19 protein-coding genes are annotated in these 23,285 nt (G+C 70.2%); 9 read left to right on the top strand and 10 right to left on the bottom strand.

What is annotated here, in order from left to right; translation table 11 throughout:
• The first annotated feature begins 50 nt into the window (after positions 1–50).
• A complete protein-coding gene (locus AB0I81_RS43485; protein ID WP_360670417.1) occupies positions 51–1,730 on the top strand; it encodes a SpoIIE family protein phosphatase in 1,680 nt (559 codons plus the stop codon).
• 10 nt (positions 1,731–1,740) lie between these two features.
• Here the strand turns inward: AB0I81_RS43485 and AB0I81_RS43480 are convergent, their stop codons facing one another.
• Complete coding sequence (locus AB0I81_RS43480) at positions 1,741–2,583, bottom strand: GNAT family N-acetyltransferase (RefSeq protein WP_360670882.1); 843 nt, start codon at positions 2,581–2,583, stop codon at positions 1,741–1,743.
• Between the two features lie 127 nt (positions 2,584–2,710).
• The gene (locus AB0I81_RS43475; RefSeq protein WP_360670414.1) at positions 2,711–4,339 is read right to left on the bottom strand and encodes an alpha/beta hydrolase; all 1,629 of its coding nucleotides are present in this window, start codon (positions 4,337–4,339) and stop codon (positions 2,711–2,713) included.
• A 273-nt stretch (positions 4,340–4,612) separates the two neighbouring features.
• Between AB0I81_RS43475 and AB0I81_RS43470 the strand changes: the two genes are divergently transcribed.
• Entirely contained in the window at positions 4,613–5,074 is a 462-nt protein-coding gene (locus AB0I81_RS43470; RefSeq protein ID WP_360670411.1) for a helix-turn-helix domain-containing protein, read from the top strand.
• Positions 5,075–5,090: 16 nt separating this feature from the next.
• Positions 5,091–5,642 carry a PIN domain-containing protein gene (locus tag AB0I81_RS43465; protein ID WP_360670408.1) on the top strand — a complete coding sequence of 184 codons (552 nt, stop codon included), beginning with the start codon at positions 5,091–5,093 and terminating at the stop codon, positions 5,640–5,642.
• Between the two features lie 107 nt (positions 5,643–5,749).
• Here AB0I81_RS43465 and ispG read toward each other — a convergent pair whose 3' ends face one another.
• Positions 5,750–6,913: a flavodoxin-dependent (E)-4-hydroxy-3-methylbut-2-enyl-diphosphate synthase gene (gene ispG / locus AB0I81_RS43460; protein WP_360670405.1), complete on the bottom strand. Its 1,164-nt coding sequence runs from the start codon at positions 6,911–6,913 to the stop codon at positions 5,750–5,752.
• A gap of 39 nt (positions 6,914–6,952) precedes the next feature.
• The gene (gene dxr / locus AB0I81_RS43455) at positions 6,953–8,143 is read right to left on the bottom strand and encodes a 1-deoxy-D-xylulose-5-phosphate reductoisomerase (protein ID WP_360670402.1); all 1,191 of its coding nucleotides are present in this window, start codon (positions 8,141–8,143) and stop codon (positions 6,953–6,955) included.
• A gap of 202 nt (positions 8,144–8,345) precedes the next feature.
• Here dxr and AB0I81_RS43450 point away from each other — a divergent pair, with 202 nt between their 5' ends.
• Positions 8,346–9,476, top strand: a complete 1,131-nt coding sequence (locus tag AB0I81_RS43450; RefSeq protein WP_360670400.1) for a trypsin-like serine protease — start codon at positions 8,346–8,348, stop codon at positions 9,474–9,476.
• Positions 9,477–9,512: 36 nt separating this feature from the next.
• Here AB0I81_RS43450 and AB0I81_RS43445 read toward each other — a convergent pair whose 3' ends face one another.
• A complete protein-coding gene (locus AB0I81_RS43445; RefSeq protein ID WP_360670397.1) occupies positions 9,513–10,940 on the bottom strand; it encodes an aldehyde dehydrogenase family protein in 1,428 nt (475 codons plus the stop codon).
• 290 nt (positions 10,941–11,230) lie between these two features.
• On the opposite strand from AB0I81_RS43445, the gene AB0I81_RS43440 reads away from it, so the two are divergent.
• Entirely contained in the window at positions 11,231–11,857 is a 627-nt protein-coding gene (locus tag AB0I81_RS43440) for a TetR/AcrR family transcriptional regulator (RefSeq protein ID WP_360670394.1), read from the top strand.
• Here the strand turns inward: AB0I81_RS43440 and AB0I81_RS43435 are convergent.
• A complete protein-coding gene (locus tag AB0I81_RS43435; protein WP_360670391.1) occupies positions 11,823–13,361 on the bottom strand; it encodes a PucR family transcriptional regulator in 1,539 nt (512 codons plus the stop codon). The two genes, AB0I81_RS43440 and AB0I81_RS43435, sit on opposite strands and share 35 nt — an antisense overlap.
• Before the next feature lie 92 nt (positions 13,362–13,453).
• Here AB0I81_RS43435 and gabT point away from each other — a divergent pair, with 92 nt between their 5' ends.
• Positions 13,454–14,782, top strand: a complete 1,329-nt coding sequence (gabT, locus tag AB0I81_RS43430; protein ID WP_360670388.1) for a 4-aminobutyrate--2-oxoglutarate transaminase — start codon at positions 13,454–13,456, stop codon at positions 14,780–14,782.
• Between the two features lie 155 nt (positions 14,783–14,937).
• Entirely contained in the window at positions 14,938–15,189 is a 252-nt protein-coding gene (locus tag AB0I81_RS43425; protein WP_360670385.1) for a hypothetical protein, read from the top strand.
• A gap of 146 nt (positions 15,190–15,335) precedes the next feature.
• On the opposite strand, the gene AB0I81_RS43420 is transcribed toward AB0I81_RS43425, so the two are convergent.
• The 4 genes from AB0I81_RS43420 to AB0I81_RS43405 form a co-directional block, all read right to left on the bottom strand.
• A complete protein-coding gene (locus tag AB0I81_RS43420; protein ID WP_360670383.1) occupies positions 15,336–16,460 on the bottom strand; it encodes an extracellular solute-binding protein in 1,125 nt (374 codons plus the stop codon).
• A 63-nt stretch (positions 16,461–16,523) separates the two neighbouring features.
• Positions 16,524–18,032, bottom strand: coding sequence for a CoA-acylating methylmalonate-semialdehyde dehydrogenase (locus tag AB0I81_RS43415; protein WP_360670380.1), 1,509 nt, complete (start codon positions 18,030–18,032; stop codon positions 16,524–16,526).
• On the bottom strand, positions 18,029–19,309 hold the full coding sequence (locus AB0I81_RS43410) for an aspartate aminotransferase family protein (RefSeq protein ID WP_360670377.1): 1,281 nt from the start codon (positions 19,307–19,309) through the stop codon (positions 18,029–18,031). Before AB0I81_RS43410 ends, AB0I81_RS43415 begins: the two co-directional genes overlap by 4 nt.
• Positions 19,310–19,378: 69 nt before the next feature.
• A complete protein-coding gene (locus AB0I81_RS43405; protein WP_360670374.1) occupies positions 19,379–20,830 on the bottom strand; it encodes an MFS transporter in 1,452 nt (483 codons plus the stop codon).
• 55 nt (positions 20,831–20,885) lie between these two features.
• On the opposite strand from AB0I81_RS43405, the gene AB0I81_RS43400 reads away from it, so the two are divergent.
• Positions 20,886–21,587, top strand: a complete 702-nt coding sequence (locus tag AB0I81_RS43400) for a TetR/AcrR family transcriptional regulator (RefSeq protein ID WP_360670371.1) — start codon at positions 20,886–20,888, stop codon at positions 21,585–21,587.
• 12 nt (positions 21,588–21,599) lie between these two features.
• Positions 21,600–23,228, top strand: a complete 1,629-nt coding sequence (locus AB0I81_RS43395; RefSeq protein ID WP_360670368.1) for an AMP-binding protein — start codon at positions 21,600–21,602, stop codon at positions 23,226–23,228.
• Positions 23,229–23,285: the final 57 nt, after the last annotated feature.

The raw sequence follows: 23,285 nt of genomic DNA, 5'->3' as shown, positions 1-23,285 counted from the left end.
CCACTGATCCCACTGGGTAGGAGGTGCAGAAGAGGAAGGAGAGCCGGGCCATGAGCGTTGCGTCCAGGTCCTTCGACGGGGCCTGTCCGCTGCGGGACCTGACCCACGCGGGCGCGTACGTCGTGGACGACCGCGGGATGATCCTTGAGATCAACCCTCAGGCCGAGCGGCTGCTCCGCCGCGTCGGCAAGGACCTGCTGGGCCGGGACGCCCACGACGCGCTGCACCGCGGCAGCCGCGGCGAGCCGATGCCGCGCAGCCGGTGCGCGATGCGGCAGCCCCTGCTCACCAGCAGCACCGCCTACGGCGAGCAGGACTGGCTGGAGCGCGGCGACGGCAGCCTGATGGAGATCTCCTGGCTGGTCACGCCGTGCGGGTCCCGCGACGGCGGGCCGAACGCCCTGGTGCTCTTCTACGAGACCAGCCCCGCCGGGCCGTACAAGATCGAGCCGACCTTCCTCAGCTCGTCGATGTCGGAGCTCGAACGGCTGGCCCTGCTCGCGGAGACCACCGCGACGCTCACCTCCAGCCTCGACCTGGACGAGACGCTGCGCCACCTGGTGCGCCTGGTGGTTCCGCTGCTGGCGGACTGGGTGGTGGTCGACCTGCTCACCGAGGAGGGCGGGGTCAGCAGGACCGTCGTGGTCCACTACGAGGACGGCGTGCTGCGGCACCGGGACGAGCTGCAGCGGCCGATGCCGCCGGTGCCGCGCGAGTCCCCGATGCCGCTGTCGCGGGCGCTGCGCGGCGTGACCGCGACGCTGGTCGGCCCCGAGGACTACCAGGGGCCGCCCGATTCGGGCATCGCGGTCATCCAGCGGGAGTTGTTCGAGGTGACCGGCATCAGCTCGGCGTGCATCACGCCGATCCGTGGCGTGCGCGACGTGGTCGGCGCCATCACGCTGGGGCGCTCTGAGCGGCCCCAGCCGTACACCACCGACGACCTCCTGCTGGTCGAGGACATCGCCCGCCGCGCGGGGCTGGCGCTGGACAACGCCCGCCTGTACGAGCGGCAGCGGCGCGTCGCCGAGACCATGCAGCGCCACCTGCTGCCGCGCCTGCCCGTCCTGCCGGGGCTGGCGATGGCCGCCTGCTACCTGCCCTCGCCGCGCGCCTCCCAGGTCGGCGGCGACTGGTATGACGCCTTCGTCCTGTCCGGCGGGGCGGCGGGCCTGGTGATCGGCGACGTGGTCGGCCATGATCTCGACGCCGCCTCCGGCATGGCGCAGGTCTGCAACATGTTGCGCGCCTACGCCGGCGAGGTGGACCAGCCGCCCAGCGCGATCCTGCGCCGGCTCGACCAGGCGGTCTCGCGCATGACCGAGACCACGATGGCCACCGTCGTCTTCGCCCGCGTGGAGCACGCCAACGGCGGCTGGCAACTGCGCTGGGCCAACGCCGGGCACCCGCCGCCGCTGCTGGTCGAGCACGACGGCCGCACCCGCTATCTGGAGGACGGCAGCGGCCTGCTACTGGGCACCGGCCTCTGCGCGCCGCGCGAGGACGCCTTCATCGAGCTGCCGCCGCGCTCCACCGTGCTGCTGTACACCGACGGGCTGATCGAGTCGCCCAGCCATTCGATCGACGCGGGCATGGAACGGCTGAGCCGTCAGGCCGCCGCGCTGACCGACCATCCGGTGAGCGCCTACTGCGACCGGCTGCTGACCCGGGTCCGCCCGAGCGACAACGACGACGATGTCGCCCTGCTCACCGTGCGCGTGCCCAGTTGAAAAGGCCCAGCTAGAACAGGACCGACATGAAGGTGTCGACCTCGTGGAAGCCCACCTTCTTGTAGACCGCCCGCGCCGAATGGTTGTAGTCGTTGACGTACAGGGTCACCACGGGCGCGAAGCAGCCCATGGCGGCCTCGACCACGGCGGCCATGCCCGCCGCCGCGTGCCCCCTGCCGCGCAGCTCGGGCGCCACCCAGACCCCCTGGATCTGGCAGGCGTGCGGCGTCACGGCCCCCACCTCGGCCTTGAACACGACCCGCCCGTCGTCGATGCGCGCGTACGAGCGCCCGATCCTGATCAGCTCGGCCACCCGCGTCCGGTACAGCGCGCCGCCGTCCCCGAGGTTGGGCGAGACCCCCACTTCCTCGGTGAACATGGCCACGCAGGCCGGCAGCAGGGTCTCGAACTCCTCCGGCCGCACCCGACGTACCAGCGGATCGGCCGGCACGGACGGCTTCTGGGAGGTGGCCATGACCGGCTGCGCCCAGCGGATCGCCCGCGCCCGCCCCCAGTGCGGCTCCAGCCGCTCCCACAACAGGGAGACCGCGTCAACGGGGCCCACGACGGACGAGCAGCGCCGCCCCTGCTTGCGGGCGCGATCGGCGAAGGCGTGCACGGCCTCGGGACCGGCGTTGACCGGCACCATGTTGGCCCCGGCATAACAGAGCGACACGAGGCCACCGCGCGGCCCGAACCCCCACATCTGCCCGCCCAGCCGTGCCGGATTGAGTCCGACCGCCCGCACCCGGGAGGAGACGAAGACGTTGGCGACCGGATCGGAGTCGAGCAGGGCAAGAACTTCGTCCCGGTCGCTGTCGTCGAGCACGCGCGACGCCGATGTACGCAGCATCACATGGTCAGACTACGCGAAGGGTCACCGAACTCCGCAGAAAGGCTCGGCCGTTGACTACATCAGGTCGGAAATGAGTGCGACCTGTTATGTCCCGCGCCGCCGGTGACCCTCCGTTATCACCGCCTCACGCGCCGCGCAGGCCCTTGAGCAGGTCGAGAATGTCGAACAGCTCGTACTTCTTCTTCGGCGTCTCCGACTCCGCCGCCGCCCCCGACTCCGCCGCCGCACCCGAGGTCATGTGCGCGGCCGGCCTGGGCTCGGCAGCCGCGGCGCACGCGGCCTCCCGCCTGGGCAGGGTGCCGTCGCGCAGGTACGCGGCCAGGTGCCCGTCCATGCACGTGTTCCCCGACAGCGACACGCCGTGGTTGCCGCCCTTGTCCACGACCATGCGGGCGCGCGGGAAGGTCTTGGCCATCTGCAGCGCCCCCTTGTACGGCGTGGCGGCGTCGTACCTGGACTGCAGGATGAGGAACGGCGGCAACTTCGGCGACTGGCGCACCTGCACCGGCGTCCCGCCGCGCACCGGCCAGTACGCGCAGGGGGCGTTGAACCAGGCGTTCGGCCAGGTCAGGAACGGCGCCTTGTGATGCATCGCGGTCATGTCCGTGCGCCACTTGTCCCACTGGCGCGGCCAGCGGGCGTCGCGGCACTGGACGGCGAGGTAGATGGCGTACCCGTTCTCGTCCTGGGCGTCGTTCTTGCCGTGCTTGTCGTAGATCTCGACGAGGCCCTTGGTGTCGCCCTGCCGCACGTACGACGACCACGCCTGGGCGAACTGCGGCCAGATCTTGTCGCTGTAGCCCGCCACCGTGAAGGTGTCGTCCAGCTCGCTCGGCCCCACGACCCCGCCGGCCGGCCGGGCGCGCAGGCGGTCGCGCATCGCGTAGTAGGCGAACGACGTCTGCTTGGCGGTGGCGCCCAGCTTGTAGGTGCCGTGGTGCTTGGCCGTCCAGGCCAGGAACTGGCGGTGGCGGAGCTCGAAGGAGCGGTCCTGCTTGAGGTTGGACTCGTACCAGACGCCGGTCGGGTCCACGGCGCTGTCCATGACCATGCGCTTGACCCGGTGCGGGAACAGGGTGGCGTACACGGCGCCGAGGTAGGTGCCGTAGGAGTAGCCCAGGTAGCTGATCTTCTCCTCACCGAGCGCGGCCCGGACCCTGTCCATGTCCCTGGCGGAGTTCTCGGTGGTCAGGTGCGGCAGCAGCCACGCCCAGAGCTGGCCGCACTTGGAGGCGTACTCGGCGGCCCGCGCCCGCAGCACCCTCTCCTCCGCCGGCCCCTTCGGCACCGCGTCCGGCCGCGGCGCCTTGTAGTACGTGGCCGGATCCACGCAGTGCACGGCCGGCTCGCTGCCGCCGACGCCGCGCGGGTCGAACCCGACGATGTCGTAGCGCTCGGACACGTCGGCCGGCAGGGCCGTGGCCACGTACTCGGTCAGGCTCCGCCCCGGCGAACCCGGCCCGCCCGGGTTGACCAGCAGCGTGCCGAGATGGTTGGCGTCCCTGGCCACCTTCGCCTTGATCCGGTTCAGCGCGATCTTGATCGACTGCCCCATGGGCTGTCGGTAGTCGAGCGGCACCCGTACGCTGGCGCACTCCAGCGCCGCCGACACGGCCTTCCCCGCCACCTGCGGACAGGCCCCCCACACCACGCCCGCAGGCGCCCCTCGGGTGGCGACCGCCACCCCGTTCACTCCCCCGACCCCGGCTACCAGCACCACCAGTCCGGCGACAATCCCCATTACCCGTTTCACGCGGCCCCCTTCCTGTCATAGGCGTTGAGATGCTCCCGCGAGCAAGGACCCGGTGACGCTCAGTATGGGGAATGCTTGCCTATCTGTAATCTTCTCATGGCTCAGTGTGATGGCCAGCCGCCAAGGGGCCAGGGCACGCATCATGCGTTTCCGCGATTCACCTGCGCGAACGGGTCGGCCCGGTCCCTGCATGGCACCGCAACGACCTAGCACGCACTCGCGTTCGTTTCGTTCGTTTCATGCTACGGTCGATGTGAGGACAGGAGAGCCAACATGACAACCGAGCTTGCCGAACGAACGATCCTCCCGCCCGCAGTGCCGATGGACAGGTTGGCGGATGTGGTGCGGCACTCACGCGACGGACGGGCCGAATTGATCGATGCGGCCGGAGAGCGGATCATCCTGCCCGACGAGGTGTTCGAGGTCCTGCAGTTGGTGGTCCTGGCCATGGCGGCGGGGCAGGCGGTCACGATCGCGCCGCACCACCAGACCCTGACCACCCAGGAAGCCGCCGACCTGCTGGGGGTGAGCCGACCGACGGTCGTCCGACTGCTGGAACGCGGCGAGATCCCCTACGAGCAGCCGGGACGGCACCGCCGGATCCTGCTTCGCGACGTGCTGACCTATCAGGAGCAGCGTCGCCACCAACGCCGAGCGTCCTTGGACCGCATGGTGGAGATCTCCGAAGAAGCCGACCTGTACGAGGCCACCGCCGACCCCCGCTCCACCCGCTGAATGTAGGAGCGCAAGGATGACCTACAGCGTTGTGCTCGACACATGCGTGCTGTACCCAGCCTATCTACGGGACACCCTGCTGCGCCTGGCGGAAGCGGACCTGTATCGGCCGCTGTGGTCGGCCGATATCCTTGACGAACTGGACCGTAACCTGATCGAAGCCGGCATCTCGGCACAGGCGGTGAGCCGACTCGTGGCCGAAATGCGGATCGCATTCGACGGCGCAGAAGTGATCGGCTATGAGCCGCTCATCTCCACCATGACCTGCGACAAGAAGGACCGCCACGTCCTGGCCGCCGCAGCTTGCATGAACGCGAACGCACTGCTCACGTTCAACACGAAGGATTTTCCCGCAGTCTCTCGCAAACCTTACGACGTCGAACTACTGACTCCAGATGCTTTCCTCCTGGGGCTGCTCGACGCGGCGCCCCGGATTGTCCTTCGGACGTTGCGCGAACAGGCCGACAGCTATAAGCGCATCCCAAGAACCGTGCTGGGACTGATGACAGCCCTGGAGCGAACCGGCCTACCCGGCTTCGCGGACGAGGTCAGGCGGCGCTTCGCGTAAACCTGAGTGCCTCCCCGCGAACGTCTTCGTTGCCCACCCGTGAAGGCTCGCACGTTTCTCGGCCTCCTGGCGCGAGGGCCCGGGGTTCGGGCCCACACGCCCCGGAGCTAGCCGACCGTGACCGTGGGGGCGGAGTCGTCGTCGAGGTCGACCTCGACGCCCATCTCCTCGGCCAGGCGCAGGGCCTCCTCGATCAGTGTCTCGACGATCTGCGACTCGGGGACGGTCTTGATGACCTCGCCCTTGACGAAGATCTGGCCCTTGCCGTTGCCTGAGGCCACCCCCAGGTCCGCCTCCCTGGCCTCGCCCGGCCCGTTCACGACGCAGCCCATGACGGCCACCCGCAGCGGCACCTTCATGCCCTCAAGGCCCGCCTGGACCTGCTCGGCCAGCGTGTACACATCCACCTGGGCCCGGCCGCACGACGGGCAGGAGACGATCTCCAGGCCGCGCTCGCGCAGGCCGAGCGACTCCAGGATCTGGGCGCCGACCTTGACCTCCTCGACCGGCGGGGCCGAGAGGGAGACGCGGATGGTGTCGCCGATGCCCTCGGCGAGCAGGGCGCCGAAGGCTACGGCGGACTTGATGGTGCCCTGGAAGGCGGGGCCGGCCTCCGTGACGCCCAGGTGGAGGGGGTAGTCGCACTTGGCGGCCAGGAGGCGGTAGGCGTTGATCATCACAACCGGGTCGTTGTGCTTGACCGAGATCTTGATGTCGCGGTAGCCGTGCTCCTCGAACAGGGAGCACTCCCACAGCGCGGACTCCACCAGGGCCTCGGGGGTGGCCTTGCCGTACTTCTGCAGCAGGCGCGGGTCGAGGGAGCCGGCGTTGACGCCGATGCGGATGGGGACGCCGGCGTCGGACGCCGCGCGGGCGATTTCGCCCACTTTATCGTCAAATTTCTTGATATTTCCCGGGTTGACCCGGACAGCCGCGCAGCCCGCGTCGATGGCGGCGAACACGTACTTCGGCTGGAAGTGGATGTCGGCGATCACCGGGATCTGCGACTTCCTGGCGATGATCGGCAACGCGTCGGCGTCGTCCTGGGACGGCACGGCCACGCGGACGATCTGGCAGCCGGACGCCGTCAACTCGGCGATCTGCTGCAAGGTGGCGTTGACGTCGGCGGTCACCGTCGTCGTCATCGACTGGACCGACACGGGGGCGTCGCCGCCCACGGGCACACTGCCGACCATGATCTGGCGCGAGTGGCGGCGTTCGGCGAGAGGCTTGGTGCGTACCGCCGGAATGCCGAGAGCTACAGAAGACATTTCAACCCTTAGTGTGACGACACTTTCCAGTTTAGGTAGCTAGCGGGACTGCCCGGCTGTGAGTTCCGCCGCACGGGCCCGCGCCCAGGCGTCGGCCGCCAGCACCTCTTCGATGGACTCGGCCGGGGTCACCTGGTGCTCCTCGACGACCTTGGCCACGGTGTCGACGATGGACAGGAACGGCAGCCCGCCCGCGATGAACGCGTCGAGACAGACCTCGTTGGCGGCGTTGTAGACGGCGGGCGCGGTGCCGCCCTCGCCGCCGACGTGCCTGGCCAGCGCGACCGACGGGAAGGCCACGTCGTCGAGCGGCTCGAACGTCCACGTGTGCGCCTTGGACCAGTCGATGGCCGGCGCCGCGCCGGGTACGCGCCCGGGGTGGCCGAGCGCGAGGGCGATGGGCAGGCGCATGTCGGGCGGGCTGGCCTGCGCGATGGTGGAGCCGTCGACGTACTCGACCATGGAATGAATGATCGACTGCGGGTGGACCACGACCTCGATGCGGTCGAAGCCGAGGTCGAACAGCAGGTGCGCCTCGATCACCTCCAGCCCCTTGTTGACCAGGGTCGCGGAGTTGATCGTGATGTACGGGCCCATCGACCAGGTGGGATGGGCCAGCGCCATCTCCGGCGTGACCTCGGCCATCTCCTCGCGCCGCCGGCCCCTGAACGGCCCGCCGCTGGCGGTGATCACGAGCTGCTTGACCGAGGAGGGGTCGTAACCGTCGGGCCCCGCCGCCCACAGGCACTGCTGCACCGCCGAGTGCTCGGAGTCGACGGGAAGGATCTGCCCCGGCCTGGCCAGCCGCTTCACCAGCGGCCCGCCGATGATCAGGGACTCCTTGTTGGCCAGCGCGAGCGTCCTGCCCGCCTTGAGCGCGACGAGCGTGGAGGTCAGGCCGAGCGCGCCGGTGATGCCGTTGAGCACCATGTCGCACTGCCACCCGGCCACCTCGGCGACCCCGTCGGGGCCGCCCAGCACGACGGGCCGCGCGCCGTGCGCCGCCAGCGCCTCCTTCAGCGCCGGTACGGCCGAGGCGTCGGCCACGGCCACCACCTCGACGCCGAACTCGGCCGCCTGTCTGGCCAGCAACTCGACCCGGCCACCCCCCGCCGCCAGCCCCGCGACCGTGAACCCGCCGGGATTGGCGGCGATGACATCGAGGGCCTGGGTGCCGATCGAACCGGTGGATCCGAGCACCACGACAGAGCGGAGGGTCTGTTCACTCACCTGTCCATTGTCCCCGCTGTTCGGTGCACTCGGGCACTCGGAGCCTGTCGGCCCCATATTCACTCACTTATGGGACGCGGGATAACACAGTCCGTTAATGCCGATATAACAACGCCCAGATCCTCGCGAAACACCAGCGCACGCTGAGCAATTTACCGAAAGTAGTCACAAGAACACATCTCGTGGTGCACACTCGGGGCCCATGACCTTGAGCACCCCCCTGCTTGCGGCCGCCCCGCTGCTGGCAGGGCTGATCGGCCCCGCCCTGCTCGGCGCGGCCCCCGTCCGTCAGCAGGCCGACCGGCCGGCCATCGCGCCGGCCCAGCGGGCCACGCGCGGCGACGTGATCGAGCACGTCGCCGCCCGCACCCTCGCCGACCAGCGGCGGGTGCTGGACTACTGGACGCCCGAGCGCATGGCCAAGGCCGTTCCGATCGACCTGCTCGACCTCGTGGACGACAGCCTGACCAAGGGCGGGCTCGGCAAGGGCGGCATCGTGAAGGGCGGCGACAACCTGCTGGACGGTGTGACCGGTCGCGCGGGCGTACAGGCCACCCCGGACCTGTCGGCGAGGAAGGCCGACCTGTCGATCCCGCCCAAGCTCCACGGGCAGGCCCGCCATCTGGCCGCGTCCAGACCGGACACCAGCACGGTCGGCTCCCGCTGGATCACCGGCGGCCTGGTGGCCAGGACCACGGGCCGGGTGTTCATGACCGTGGCGGGGAGTGACTTCGTCTGCTCGGCCAGCACCGTGCGCAGCGCCAACAAGGACCTCGTGGTCACCGCCGGTCACTGCGTCAAGGACGGGGCCGGCGAGTGGGCCGCGAACTGGACGTTCGTCCCCGGTTACAACCTTGACGGCCCGCACCCGTACGGCCAGTACGCCGCCCGCCGCATGTTCGTCGCCGGCCCATGGTCGCGCAGCGCCGACGACAACTACGACGTCGGCATGGTCGCCCTGGCCACCTCGCGCGGCAGGCACGTGGCCGACGTGGTGGGCACGCAGGAGATCGCCTTCAACCCGGCGCGCGGCGGCCAGGCGTTCGGCTTCGGCTACCCCGCCGACCCGCCGTACAGCGGCGACCATCTGGTCTACTGCGCGGGCCGGCTGAAGGACGACCCGTACGGCCAGACCCGCGACCAGGGCCTGGGCTGCGACATGACGGCCGGATCGAGCGGCGGCCCCTGGATGACCAGGTTCGACTCCTCCAGCGGCAAGGGCACGATCACGTCGCTGAGCAGCTTCAAGTACAGCGACGACCGCCGCACGATGTACGGCCCGTACTTCGGCGACTCGGTCAAGGCCCTCTTCGGCAAGGCCCAGCACGCCTGACCGGAACTCCGGTGAACCGGCGGCCCGCCGCCGGTTCTAAAGGGTCAGCCCCGTCAGCACCAGGACCTTTTCATACGTCAGGTCCTCCATCGCCGAGTGCAGCCCCTCACGCCCGATCCCCGAGTCCTTGACCCCGCCGTACGGCATCTGGTCGGCCCGGTAGGAGGGCACGTCGCCGACGATGACGCCGCCCACCTCCAACTCCCGGTTGGCCCGGAAGGCGGCGTCCAGCGAACGCGTGAACACCCCGGCCTGCAGCCCGTACTTGGAGTCGTTGACCATCGCGTACGCCTCGTCGATCGAGGCGGCCCGCCGCAGGATCAGCACGGGCCCGAAGACCTCCTCGCACGCCACCTTGGCGTCGTACGGCACGTCGGACAGGACCGTCGGGGCGAACGTCGCGCCCTCCCGGGTGCCGCCCGCCAGGACCTTGGCCCCGTCCGCGACGGCTTCCCGCACCCAGCCCTCGACCCGCTCGGCGGCGGCCTCGGAGACGAGCGGGCCCACCTGGGTCTTCTCGTCGGCGGGGTCGCCGGTGACGAGCGCGGACACGGCGGGCAGCAGGCGCTCGACGAACGCGTCGTAGACCGGCTGCTCGACGATCACCCGCTGCACGGCGATGCAGCTCTGCCCGGCCTGGTAGTTGGAGTAGAGGGCGATGCGCTGGGCGGCCCAGTCGAGGTCGGCGTCGGCCAGCACGACGGCGGCGGCGTTGCCGCCCAGCTCCAGCGTCACGTGCTTGCGCGGCACCTGGTCGGCGATGGCGTACCCGACGGGCGCCGAGCCCGTGAACGACACCACCGGCAGGCGCGGGTCCCTGACGAGGCCGGAGGCGCGGTCGTTCTCGATCGGCAACACCGAGAACATGCCGGCCGGCAGGTCGGTCTCCGCCAGGATCTCGCCGAGCACCAGCGAGGACAGCGGCGTGGCGGGAGCGGGCTTGACGATGACGGGGGCACCGACGGCGATGGCGGGGGCGACCTTGTGGGCGACGAGGTTCAGCGGGAAGTTGAACGGGGTGATCGCCAGCACGGGGCCGTGCGGCACGCGGGAGACGTAGGCCAGCCGCCCGGCCGCCGCGGGCTCGGTGTCGAGCCGCTGCACGCCGCCCGACCAGCGGCGGGTCTCCTCGGCGGCGAAGCGGAACGTGGCCACCGCCCGCCCGACCTCCCCGCGGGCCCAGAAGATGGGCTTGCCGTTCTCGGCCGTGATCAGCCGGGCGATCTCCTCGGCCCGTTCCGCGAGGCGCCGCGAGACGTGGGCCAGGGCCTCGGCCCGTACGTGCACGGGCAGCGCGGCGGCCTGCGCGGACACCGCGTGCGCGGCAGCGACGGCCTCCTCGACCTGGGCGTCGGTGGGCACGGAATGCCGCCCGACCTCGCGGCCGTCGTGGGGGTTGGTGACAGTGAGCTCGGTGTCCCCGGTCGCGGCGCGGCCGGCCAGCCAGAAGGTACGCACGTCCATACCCCGACGTTATGCCAAGTCGCGGATGGGGGATTTACACCACGATGCACAACCCCTTCGCGAGGGTCCACCGTTAAGTACAAGCCCTGTTGTATACCCATGATGTAACAGAAGTAGACCCAATTCGGGATGTTTACCATGCGGAGTGGTTTGAGCGATCTCCGCTATGGCTAAGTCACCGGATGCGGGTCTCCAGCGCGGTGGGCCCCCGATCAGAAAGGCGTGGGCCCCGTGACCGAACAGCGTGAGGTCACAAGGACGCATAGTTCCTTGGCCACCAGGGGGGTCTCATGACCTCGGCGCCTCTGGGTCTGCAGGGCGCCTACCTCATGGGTGAGCGCGCCGGGCACGACGAGCTCCGATCCCGCCTCCTCGACGTCGCGGTCAACCTGCTGCAGTCGGACGGGGCCGACAGCCTGACCATGCGCAGGATCGCCGCCGAGGCCGGCTGCACGACGACCGTCATGTACACGATGTTCGGCAACAGGGAGGGCCTGGCGGAGGCTCTCTACCTGGAGGGGTTCGAGCGGTTCCGCCGCATCCTGGAGGGTGTGCCGCAGCGGCGCAACCCGCTGGAGCAGCTCAACGCGCTCGGCCCCGCCTACCGGCACGCGTGCCAGTCCGAGCCCGGCTACTACAGCCTGATGTTCGAGAGCGCGATCCCCGGCTTCGAGCCGAGCGAACGCGCCAGGACGCTGGCCCGCGCGGCGCTCAACATCCTCGACCGCGTCATCGCCGACTGCATCTCGGCCGGCTACCTGATCCCGACCCAGCCGCGCAAGATCGCCGACGCGCTGTGGGCCGCGGCGCAGGGCGCGATCAGCCTGGAGCGCGCCGGGCACCTGCGCGACGGGCGCACCTACGAGGCGGTGACGCTGGCGATCATCTGCTGTTATCTGGTGGAGAAGCAGGAGTAGCGGGGGTGGCGGCCGCACGCCGGGCCGCCTCCAGGGCGAGCCACAACTCGGCGCGCACGCCCGGGTCGTCGAGGTCGCGCCCGAGCAGGTCGGCGACGCGTCTCATGCGATAGCGCAGGGTGTGCCGGTGCACGCCGAGCCGCTGCGCCGCCGCGTCCCAGTGGCCGTTGCTCTCCAGGTACGCGCGCAGCGACTCCACCAGGTCGGCCCGGGAGCCGTACGTGGCCAGCGGAGCCAGGATCGCGGCCGAGAACGCCTGGGCGGCGGCCGGGTCGAGCAGCCCGAGCAGCCCCTGCCCGGCCAGTTCGCCGAACCTGACGACGAGCCCGCCGCGACCGGTGGCCGCCTCCAGCGCCCGGCCCGCCTGGTCGATCGCGCTGCGCAGGGCCTGGGCGGCATAGCCGAAGGGCAGGCTGACGCCCACGGGAGTTTCCGCGCCCTCCGCCACCGCCTGCTCGGTCACCAGCGCGATGGCCATCGGCCGGGTCTCCTCCTCGCCCATGGTCAGGGCGGTGAAGGCGCGCGTCTCCAGGACGTCCAGGGCCTCGGGAGGCGCGGCGAGGACCACCAGGGGCTCCTCGGGCAACCGGCCGCCGAGCGCCGCCAGCACGGCGCGGGCGCGATCCGGCTCCCCCGCCAGCAGCAGCTCCAGCACGGCGGTCCTGACGCGGCGCTCGGCGACGAGCTGGGTCCTGCCCTGCTCCATGGCCAGCGTGAGCAGCGAGCCCGCCGCGTTGATCACCGTGTGGGTGATGGGCGAGAAGGGCCGCATGGACCCGACGGCGAAGAACCCGCGCGGCCGTGCCCCGCCACCGCCGCCCAGCGGTTGCACCACGATGTGCTCACCGGGCGCGGACAACGCCAGACTCGCCGGAACCCGCCCCCCGGTTCCCGCGTCGGCGGGTTCGTGGGAACGGCCCCGGCGGCGCGACAGTTCGGACGCGACGGCCTCCGTCCTGGCCCCCGGGGTGGCGTGGCGGACCTCGCCCGAGTCCTCCAGGAGCGCCGCCCAGCCGCCGACCTCCCTGGCCAGCCGGTCGATGACCGCCCGCACGCCCTCGGGCCGCAGCGCCGCCCGCGTCAGCCGGCCCTGGGCGGCGAAGGCCCGGCTGATCTCCTCGTACTGCTCGGCCGCCAGCAGCTCGCTGACCGCCTTGCCGACCGCGATGAACGGCGTCTCGCGCGGCACCTCCAGCAGCGGCAGCCCGGCCGACTCGGCGGCCTCCACGAGGGCGGGCGGCACCTGCTCGTGCGAGACCCCGACGCCGAAGCCGAGCCCGGCCACGCCGCGGCGCACCAGGCGGGCCACATAGTCGCTCTGGTCGCCCTCCATCCGCATGCCGGTGGTGAGCAGCAGTTCCCCGCCCTCCAGGTACGGGGTCGGGTCCGCCAGCTCGGAGACCGCCACCCAGCGCACCGCGGCCTCCAGCACCCCGGGGCCCGACGTCCCGGCCACCGGCCGGAGGTTCATGCGGCGCACGACGGTCTGTAGCGAAGGCGGCATGCGAGATTTATCCATTCCGGCAAAGATGAGTGCTCCCAGTGTGACATATCGACGTATCGGCGCTGGTGGGAGCCCGCCGTACCGTCGGAGCCATGAGCATTCCCCAGGAGCGGCGCGTCGTCACCGCGATCCCCGGCCCCAAGTCCCAGGAACTGCTGGCCCGCAAGCAGGCCGCGGTCCCGCCCGGCATCGGCACGACCCTGCCCGTCTTCGTCACCCGCGCGGGCGGCGGCGTGCTGCAGGACGCCGACGGGAACTCGCTGATCGACTTCGGCTCCGGCATCGCGGTGACGAGCGTGGGCAACGCCGCGCCCAAGGTCGTCGAACGGGTCCAGAAGCAGGTCGCCGACTTCACCCACACCTGTTTCATGGTCACCCCGTACGAGTCGTACGTCCGGGTGTGCGAGAAGCTCAACGAGCTGACCCCCGGCGACCACGAGAAGCGCACCTTCCTGGTCAGCTCGGGCGCCGAGGCCGTGGAGAACGCGGTCAAGATCGCCCGGCACGCGACGGGGCGGCAGGGCGTCGTGGTGTTCGAGCACGGCTACCACGGCCGCACGCTGCTCACGATGACGCTGACGGCCAAGAACATGCCGTACAAGGAGGGGTTCGGGCCGTTCGCGCCGGAGGTGTACCGGGCGCCGCTGGCCTACCCGTACCGCTGGCCGAGCGGGCCGGAGAACTGCGCGGAGGAGGCCGCCGAGCAGGCCATCGACATGATCACCGCGCAGATCGGCGCGCACAACGTGGCCGCCGTGGTGATCGAGCCGATCGCGGGCGAGGGCGGGTTCATCGTGCCGGCCAGGGGCTTCCTGCCGCGCATCGCCGAGTTCTGCAAGGCCAACGGGATCGTGTTCGTGGCCGACGAGGTGCAGACCGGATTCGCGCGTACCGGGACGTTGTTCGCCTGCGAGGACGAGGGCGTCGTACCCGACCTCATCACCACCGCCAAGGGCATCGCCGGCGGCCTGCCGCTGGCGGCGGTGACCGGGCGGGCGGAGATCATGGACAAGGTGCACGCCGGCGGGCTCGGCGGCACCTACGGCGGCAACCCGCTCGCCTGTGAGGCCGCGCTGGGCGTGCTGGAGACCATCGAGGAGGAGGACCTGGTCGCCAGGGCCCGCAGGATCGGCGAGATCATGCTGCCCCGGCTGGAGGCGCTCAAGGAGCGCCACGGCGTGATCGGCGACGTGCGCGGGCGCGGCGCGATGATCGCGATCGAGCTGGTGGAGCCGGGCACCAAGAAGCCGAACCCGGCGGCCGTCCAGGAGATCGTCAGGCGCTGCCACGCGGAGGGCCTGCTGGTGCTGACGGCCGGCACGTACGGCAACGTCCTGCGCTTCCTGCCGCCGCTCGTCATCCCCGAGCACCTGCTTGAGGAGGGCCTCGGAATCCTGGAGAAGGCGATCGCCGAGGTCTAGACAAACCCTACGGAACGGGCATCCATTTTGCGCTGGATGCCCGTTTTGTGGTGTAACCGTCGGAAGTCGGGTAGAGAAATCACCCTGACTTGACGCTCAGCAGGACACTCACGGCCTCGGTCAGGGTTATAACGGTTCCGACGTACGGAGGGGCGATGGCCACTGGGAGCGTGATGAACTGGGGTCCGACCAGAACGGCACGAGGCATGTTGACGTTCGACCCTGAGGGCCTGACAACCGCACAACGCGACGGCGACGCCTGCGTCGTCTGCCACAAGAGGTGGCCGCGTCCGCGCGTGCGGGTGGGCCGCCTGCCCGACGACTGCGCCGTCCTCGCCTGCGCCGACTGCGCCGAGGCGCTCATCCCCGCTCCCATGGCCACCGTCGTGGCCTTCCCCGCCCGCTAGCCGCCCGTCTCACCCGCGCCCGTCTCACTCGCGACAGGCGAGACGCCCCGGAACGGGGGAAGACCCGGGGCGCCTCTGGCGGGCCTGGCCCAGCGGGGGCCTGGGCGGACCCGCGGCACGGTCACGTGGGGATCGGCGGCCCCCACTCACTCCGCGACGAGCTTCTGCCACCGCTCTGTCCAGGCGGCATAGTCAGTGCATTCCCCGTCCTCACCCTGACAACCCCCGGGCGGCCGCACCGCGAACTCCACCCGTGCCATCCGCTTGTCCTCGCCCACCCCGTACGTCCTGCACATCTCCCTGGCCCGGCCCTTGCACGCCTTGTCGTTGGCCGGCGCCAGCCCCGCCCACGCGGCCGCGTCACGCTGCGCGTCGGCGGCGGTGACCCAGTTGAGCCACCGGTAGGCGCAGGTGGTGTCGGGCACGTTCGCGCCCAGCATCCAGGAGTCCGCCCAGCCGGTCGTCTTCCGCGTCGAGATCGTCTTGATCGGCTTGCCGGCCTTCTGCAGCAGCAACCGGTGGTACGGGGTGACCTGCGCGTAGTCCAGCGCCCCCGTGGCGAACCCCTTGACCAGGTCGATCGGGTTCTGCCAGTAGCCGCGTCCCTTGTGGCGCTCCAGCATCGTCATGACCTTGCCGAGTTCGGCCTCGCTCAGCTCGTACGGCTCCTTGACCGAGCCCTCGGCCAGCGCCGCGTCGGCGATCGTCAGCGGGCTGTCGCGCAACGACGTGCGGTCGGAGGCGAAGACCTGCCCCACGCCGGTGCCTCTGACCTTGCCGGAGTCGTAGACGTACTCGTGGTATCCCCACAGGTAGGGCACCCCGTAGACCTTGCCCGACACGGTGGTCATGTCGCGGAAACGTTCGTCGAGGTCCTTGTAGTCGCTGACCTTGGCCGGGTCGATGGGCTGCACCTGCTTGCCCTCGATCAGCCGGCCCGCCAGCACGGGCCCGGCGGTGATCACGTCGTAGTTGCGCTGGGTGACCCGGGTGGCCATCTCCTCGGCGGTCTGCACGGTGTCGAGCCGGGCGATGCGGCAGCCGGTCTCCTTCTCGAACGTGCCGACCCAGTTGACCTTGGGGCTGACGCCGCCGTACTCGGCGTAGCCGCGGTAGGTGAGGATGTGCAGCGTGCCGTCGCTCTGCGAGGCGCTGGGTGAGGGGGTGGGCGAGGGTGTGGGCGACGGCGCGGGGGTGGGTCGTGCCGCGCCCACACCAGAGACCAGCACACTCACGGCGAGCGCCATGGCATACCCGCGGCGACGATTCACGATGTCCCCCCTTGTCCGTCTGCTGGAGCTTACCGGTGACAGGACCTGGGGGGACGCCGCGCGTTACCCGTTCGTGGGGAAGCCCAGGTTCACGCCCCCGTGCGAGGGGTCCAGCCAGCGGGAGGTGACGACCTTGCCGCGGGTGTAGAAGTGCACGCCCTCGGCGCCGTGCACGTGCGTGTCGCCGAACAGGGATGACTTCCAGCCGCCGAAGCTGTAGAAGGCCATGGGCACCGGGATCGGCACGTTGATGCCGATCATGCCGACCTCGACCTCGTTCTGGAAACGCCTGGCGGCGCCGCCGTCGTTGGTGAAGATCGCGGTGCCGTTGCCGTACAGGCCGGTGTTGATGACCTCCAGGCCCTCCTCGTAGGAGGAGACGCGCACGATCGACAACACGGGGCCGAAGATCTCCTCGGTGTGCGTGCGGGAGCCGGCGGGCACGTGGTCGAGCACGGTCGGGCCGAGCCAGAAGCCGGGCGTGTCCGACGCCTTGCCGCCGCCGAGCACGGCCGTCTCGCGGCCGTCCACGACCAGCTTGGCGCCCTCTTCGACGCCGAGGTCGAGGTAGGAGGCCACCTTGTCCCTGTGGACCTCGGTGACCAGCGGGCCCATCTCCGACTTCGGATCGTCGCCGGGGCCGACCACGAGCCGGTCCACCCGCTGGACGATCTTCTGCACGAGCTCGTCGCCGATCGGGTCCACGGCCAGCACGACGGAGATCGCCATGCACCGCTCCCCCGCCGAGCCGAAGCCCGCCGACACCGCCGAGTCGGCCACCAGGTCGAGGTCGGCGTCGGGGAGCACGAGCATGTGGTTCTTCGCGCCGCCGAGCGCCTGGACCCGCTTGCCGTGCGCGGTGCCGCTCTCGTAGACGTACCGGGCGATGGGGGTGGAGCCGACGAACGACACCGCCTGCACGTCCGGGTGCTCCAGCAGCCGGTCCACGGCGGCCTTGTCGCCCTGCACGACGTTGAACACGCCGTCGGGCAGCCCGGCCTCCTGCCAGAGCCTGGCCATGAGCAGCGAAGCGGACGGGTCCCGCTCCGACGGCTTGAGCACGAACGCGTTGCCGCACGCGATGGCGATCGGGTACATCCACATCGGCACCATGGCCGGGAAGTTGAACGGCGTGACGCCGGCCACCACGCCCAGCGGCTGGCGGATGGAGTAGGAGTCCACCCGGGTCGAGACGCCCTCGGAGTAGCCGCCCTTGAGCAGGTGCGGGATGCCGCAGGCGAACTCCACGACCTCCAGGCCGCGGGCCACCTCGCCGAGCGCGTCGGAGTGCACCTTGCCGTGCTCGGCGGAGATGAGCGCGGCCAGCTCGTCGCGGTGGGCGTACATGAGTTCGCGGAAGCGGAAGAGCACCTGCGTGCGCTTGGTCAGCGAGGCGTCCCGCCAGGCGGGGTAGGCCGCCGCGGCGGCGGCCACGGCCGCGTCCACGTCGGCGGGCGCGGCCAGCGCGACGTGGCCGCTCACCTCGCCGGTGGCCGGGTTGAAGAGCTCCGCGGCGCGGGCGGGGTCGCCGTCCGCGAGGGCTCCGTTGATCCAGTGCTTGACGAACTTCACTGCGTGGCTGCCTCTGCGTTGATCGTTTCGAGCGCGGTGACGATGATGCCGAGCCCCTCGGTGGCCTCGTCCACGGTGAGCGTGAGGGGCGGGGCCATGCGGATGGCGTTCCCGTACAGGCCGCCCTTACCCGCCAGCAGGCCCGCCTTCTTGGTCTCCTCCATGAAACGGGCGGCCTGCGCGGGGTTCTCCAGCTCGACGGCGAACATCAGGCCCTTGCCGCGCACGCCCCGCACGATCGGCAGCCGCTTGGCGGCCTCCTGGAGGCCGCCGATGATGATCTCCCCGGTACGGGCGGCGTTGGCCTGCAGATCGTGGCTGAGCACGTAGTCGAGGGTGGCGTTGGCGGCGGCCATGGAGATCGGGTTGCCGCCGAAGGTGGACAGGCCCACGGCGTGCGGGGCGTCCATGAGGTCGCCGCGCGCGACGACGCCGCCGACCGCGAAGCCGTTGCCGAGCCCCTTGGCGAACGTGATCATGTCGGGGGTCACTCCGTGGTTCCCGATCCCGAAGAACGAGCTGCCGGTACGTCCCCATCCGGTCTGCACCTCGTCGGAGACGAACAGGATGCCCTGCTCGTCCAGCACCTCCTTGTAGGCGGCGAACAGCCCGTCGGGGGCCATCGTGAACCCGCCCACGCCCTGGATCGGCTCGGCGATCAGCGCCGCCACGTCGTTGGAGACGGAGGTGGCCAGGACGTGGCGCAGGTCGTCCACGCACGCCTTGATGTAGTCGGCGTCCGACAGGCCCTTGAACTGGGTCAGGTGCCGGTCGGCGCCGTGCAGGAAGTGCACGTTGAGCGGGGAGAGCGAGTTGTTCTTCCAGGACCGGTTGGAGGTGACGCTGATCGCGCCGAAGCTGCGCCCGTGGTAGCTCTGGCGCATGGCCAGCACCTGGTCGCTCTTGCGCGCGTACGTGGCCAGCAGCAGCGCCGTCTCGTTGGCCTCGGTGCCGGAGTTGGTGAAGAAGACCTTGGCGTCGGGGATCCCGGACAGCCGCGCGATCTTCTCCGCCAGCTCGACCTGGCCGCGCAGCAGGTAGACGGTGCTGGTGTGCACCACCCCCGTGGCGAGCTGGCGTTCGACGGCGTCGCGCACTTCCGGCACGTCGTAGCCGATCATGTTGGTCAGGATCCCGGCGAAGAAGTCGAGGTAACTCTTGCCGTCCGCGTCGATGACACGGTTGCCCTTGCCACTGACGATCTCGATGGGCTCGTTGTAGTTGAGTGCCAACCAGTTCGGCATCACTGCCCGGTGGCGCGCGAGAAGCTCCGACATGTTACCGAGTATCCCTTTTCTCCTCTAGTGCCTCCTACACGCACCATGTCGGAGTAACAGCGATTTGCTTTACACGTTGACAGGCTCGGGAGTCTCGGGGGCGGGGGCCTGCGGGCGCAACATCGTGACGGCGAGCAGCGCGGCGGCCACGCAGAAGGCCCCGCCCACCCACGAGCCGAGATGCATGGCCGAGGTGAACGCCTGGTTGGCGGCCTCAGTGAGACCCAGCGCGTGCGCGCCGCCGATCGACTCCCTGGCCGCGGCGGGCAGGTCGGCGGGCATCTCGGCGGTGTACCGCCCGGCCAGCACGCTGCCCAGCACGGCGATGCTGAGCGCCATGCCGACCTGCTGGACGGTGTCGTTGAGCGCCGAGCCGACGCCGGCGTGGTCCACCGGGATGGCTCCCATGAGCGAGGCGTACGCGGACGGGCCGGCCAGGCCGCCGCCCATGCCCATGATCACCAGCCCGGTCAGCAGCGGCAGGTAACCGGTGGTCAGCGCCATCACGACGAAGCCGCCGGCCATCAGCAGCAGCCCGGAGCCGACCAGCACGCGGTTGCTGAGCCTCTTGCCCAGCCCCGCGCCCACGCCGTTGAAGACCGCGGCGGCCACGGCATAGGGCAACATGGCCAGCCCGGCCTGCATCGCCCCGTAGCCCAGCACGAACTGCAGGTACTGGGTGAGCATCAGCATGACGGCACCGGCGCCGAACGACATGAGCAGGATCGAGAACGACGCCCCGCTGAAGTCGCGGCTGGCGAACAGGAAGAGCGGCAACATCGGCTCGTCCTGCCTGCGCTCCCAGATCACGAACGCGACCAGCGCGACCACGGCCAGCGCGATGACCGGGATGTTCCACTCGCGCTCGATGATCACGTAGACGGCGGCGGTCAGGCCGACGATCGACAGCACCACGCCCACCGGGTCGATCCTCCGGCCCGCGCTGCGGGTCTCGGGCATCAGGACGAGGGCCGCCACGACGGCGATCGCCGCGACCGGGATGTTCAGCAGGAAGACCGAGCCCCACCAGTAGTGCTCCAGCAGGAAGCCGCCCAGGGTCGGGCCGGACACCATGCCCACCAGGGCCACGGCGCTCCAGGCCGCCATGGCCTTGCGCCGCTCGGTCTCGTCGAACACGGTCATCAGGATCGACAGCGTGGAGGGCATGACGAGCGCGCCGCCGACGCCCATCAGGAACCTGGCGGCGATGAGTTGCCAGGGCTCGGTGACGACGACGGCGAGCAGCGACGCGCCGCCGAAGAAGATCAGGCCGATGATCAGGAAGCGGCGGCGGCCGTACTTGTCGGAGAGGCTGCCGGAGGTGAGCAGCAGACCGGCGAAGGCCAGGATGTAGGCGTCGATGATCCACTGGATGTCCGACGGCGTCGCGCCCATGTCCTGGTTCAGCGTGGGGATGGCCAGATTGAGCACGGTGTTGTCGATGACCAGCACCAGCAGCGCCAGGCAGAGGGCGCCGAGTATCCACCAGCGCCGGGGGTCTCGTACGGTGTTCGAGTTCACTCGCACAGCGTACGACAACTCTCGTACAGCGTGCGAGTGGATTTATCCTGGAGGCATGACAGGCAAGGATTTCTCCTCGGTGTGGCTACGCGAGCCCCGTAAGGCCACAAGTCCGGGCCGCAGCCGTGAGGAGATCGTCAGGGCCGCCCTCGAACTGCTCGACGAGGAGGGGCTGGGCGGCCTGAGCATGCGCAAGCTCGGCGCGAAGCTGAGCGCCGGTGCCACCAGCCTCTACTGGTACGTCGCCAACAAGGACGAGCTGCTCGAACTGGTCTATGACGAGGTGTGGGGCGAGATGTCCGTGCCCGACCCCGACGTGGTGGGCTGGCGCGACGCCATCTCCGTCCTGGCCCACAGCATGCGCCAGGTGATCCTGCGCCACCCGTGGGCGGGCGATCTCATCGGGCGCCTGCCGGCGCTGGGCCCCAACGCGATGTGGGTCGCCAACGAGACCCGCCGGACGTTCAAGCTGGCCGGGTTCGAGGGGCTCGACGTTGACTTCGCGGGCTCCACGCTCACCGGCTACGTGTTCGGCATGACGATCCCGGAGACCGCCTGGAACGGCGCGGGCGGCAACGGGGAGTACGACGCCGACCAGATGCGCGAGATGGTGCGCAAGACGGCGGCCCAGTACCCCGACATGGTCGAGCGCATCAACCTGGACGTCTACGACAATCCGACCGCCATTCGCGAGCTGTGTTTCGACTTCGGGCTCGTGTCGGTGCTCGACGGTCTTGAGCGGCGGCTGGCGACGTAGCAGGATCCCGGCATGAGCGATTTTCGTGCCGCCCGCGACTTCCTGCTCGACGCCGACCCCGACACCGCCCGCAGAGACTTCCGATGGCCCGCGCTCGACGAGTTCAACTGGGCGCTCGACTGGTTCGACGGGGTGCTGGCCACCGAGAATCCGGACGGCGTCGCTCTGAAGATCGTGGGCGACAGCAACGCCTCCTACACCTTCGCCGGGTTGTCGGCCCGTTCCAACCAGGTCGCCAACTGGCTGCACGAGCAGGGGGTGCGCCGGGGCGACCGGATCCTGCTCATGCTGGGCAACCAGGCCGAGTTGTGGGAGTCGCTGCTGGCCGCGATGAAACTGGGCGCGGTCATCATCCCGGCCACCACGCTGCTGACCGGCAAGGACGTCGCGGAGCGGATCGAGCGGGGCCGGGTCGCGCACGTCATCGCCAACGCCGATGACGCGGGCAAGTTCCAGGCCGGCGAGTACACGAAGATCGCCGTCGGGGACGCCTACAACTGGCTGCCCTACCACGACGCCTACCACGCCCCGCAGACCTTCACGCCCGACGGGCCGACGCGGGCCGGCGACACGATGTTGCTCTACTTCACCTCCGGCACCACCTCGCAGCCCAAGCTGGTCGAGCACACGCACGCCTCCTACCCGGCGGGGCACCTGTCCACGATGTTCTGGATCGGGGTCAGGCCGGGTGAGGTGCATCTCAACGTGTCCTCGCCGGGGTGGGCCAAGCACGCGTGGAGCAACGTGTTCGCCCCCTGGAACGCCGGGGCCACCGTGCTGGTGCACGACTACCGGCGCTTCTCCGCGCCCGCGCTGCTGCGGGTGCTGAGCGAGGAGCGGGTCAGCACGTTCTGCGCGCCGCCGACGGTGTGGCGGATGCTCATCCAGGAGGACCTGGCCGCCTGGAAACTGCCGCTGCGTACGGCCGTGGCCGCCGGCGAGCCGCTCAACCCCGAGATCATCGACCAGGTGAACAGGGCGTGGGGCCTGACGATCAGGGACGGCTACGGCCAGACCGAGACCACCGCGCAGATCGGGAACGCTCCCGGCGAGCCGGTCAGGCCCGGGTCCATGGGACGCCCGCTGCCCGGCTACGACATCGTGCTGATCGATCCGGTGTCCGGCGAGCAGGGCGACGACGGCGAGATCTGCCTGCCGCTGGACGACCGCCGCCCCCTCGGCCTCATGTCCGGATATGTCGGTGGATCGGCGGAGGCGACGCGCGGCGGCTTCTACCACACGGGCGACGTCGCCACCCGCGACCAGGACGGCTACATCACCTACGTGGGCAGGACCGACGACGTCTTCAAGGCCTCCGACTACCGCATCTCGCCGTTCGAGCTGGAGAGCGTGCTGCTGGAGCACCCGGCCGTGACCGAGGCGGCCGTGGTGCCCGCGCCCGACCCGGTACGCCTGGCCGTGCCGAAGGCGTACGTGACGCTCGCCCCGGGGTTCGAGTCCGGCGAGGAGACCGCCCGGTCGATCTTCGAGCACTGCCGCAGGGAGCTGGCCGCGTACAAGCGGGTGCGGCGGCTGGAGTTCGCCGAGCTGCCCAAGACGATCTCCGGCAAGATTCGCCGCGTTGAGCTGCGCGTACGCGAGCCCCGGCAGGAATACCGCGAGGAGGACCTAAACTCATGACCAAGGACACAAAGTGTAAATCGACCCCTGGCCCTTGTTACAGAATGATCGGCTAGG

This window comes from Nonomuraea sp. NPDC050404 (assembly GCF_040655495.1).
GTDB lineage: Bacteria > Actinomycetota > Actinomycetes > Streptosporangiales > Streptosporangiaceae > Nonomuraea.
Note: the sequence above shows the minus strand (reverse complement) of the source record. Positions and strands in the feature narration are given on the sequence as shown.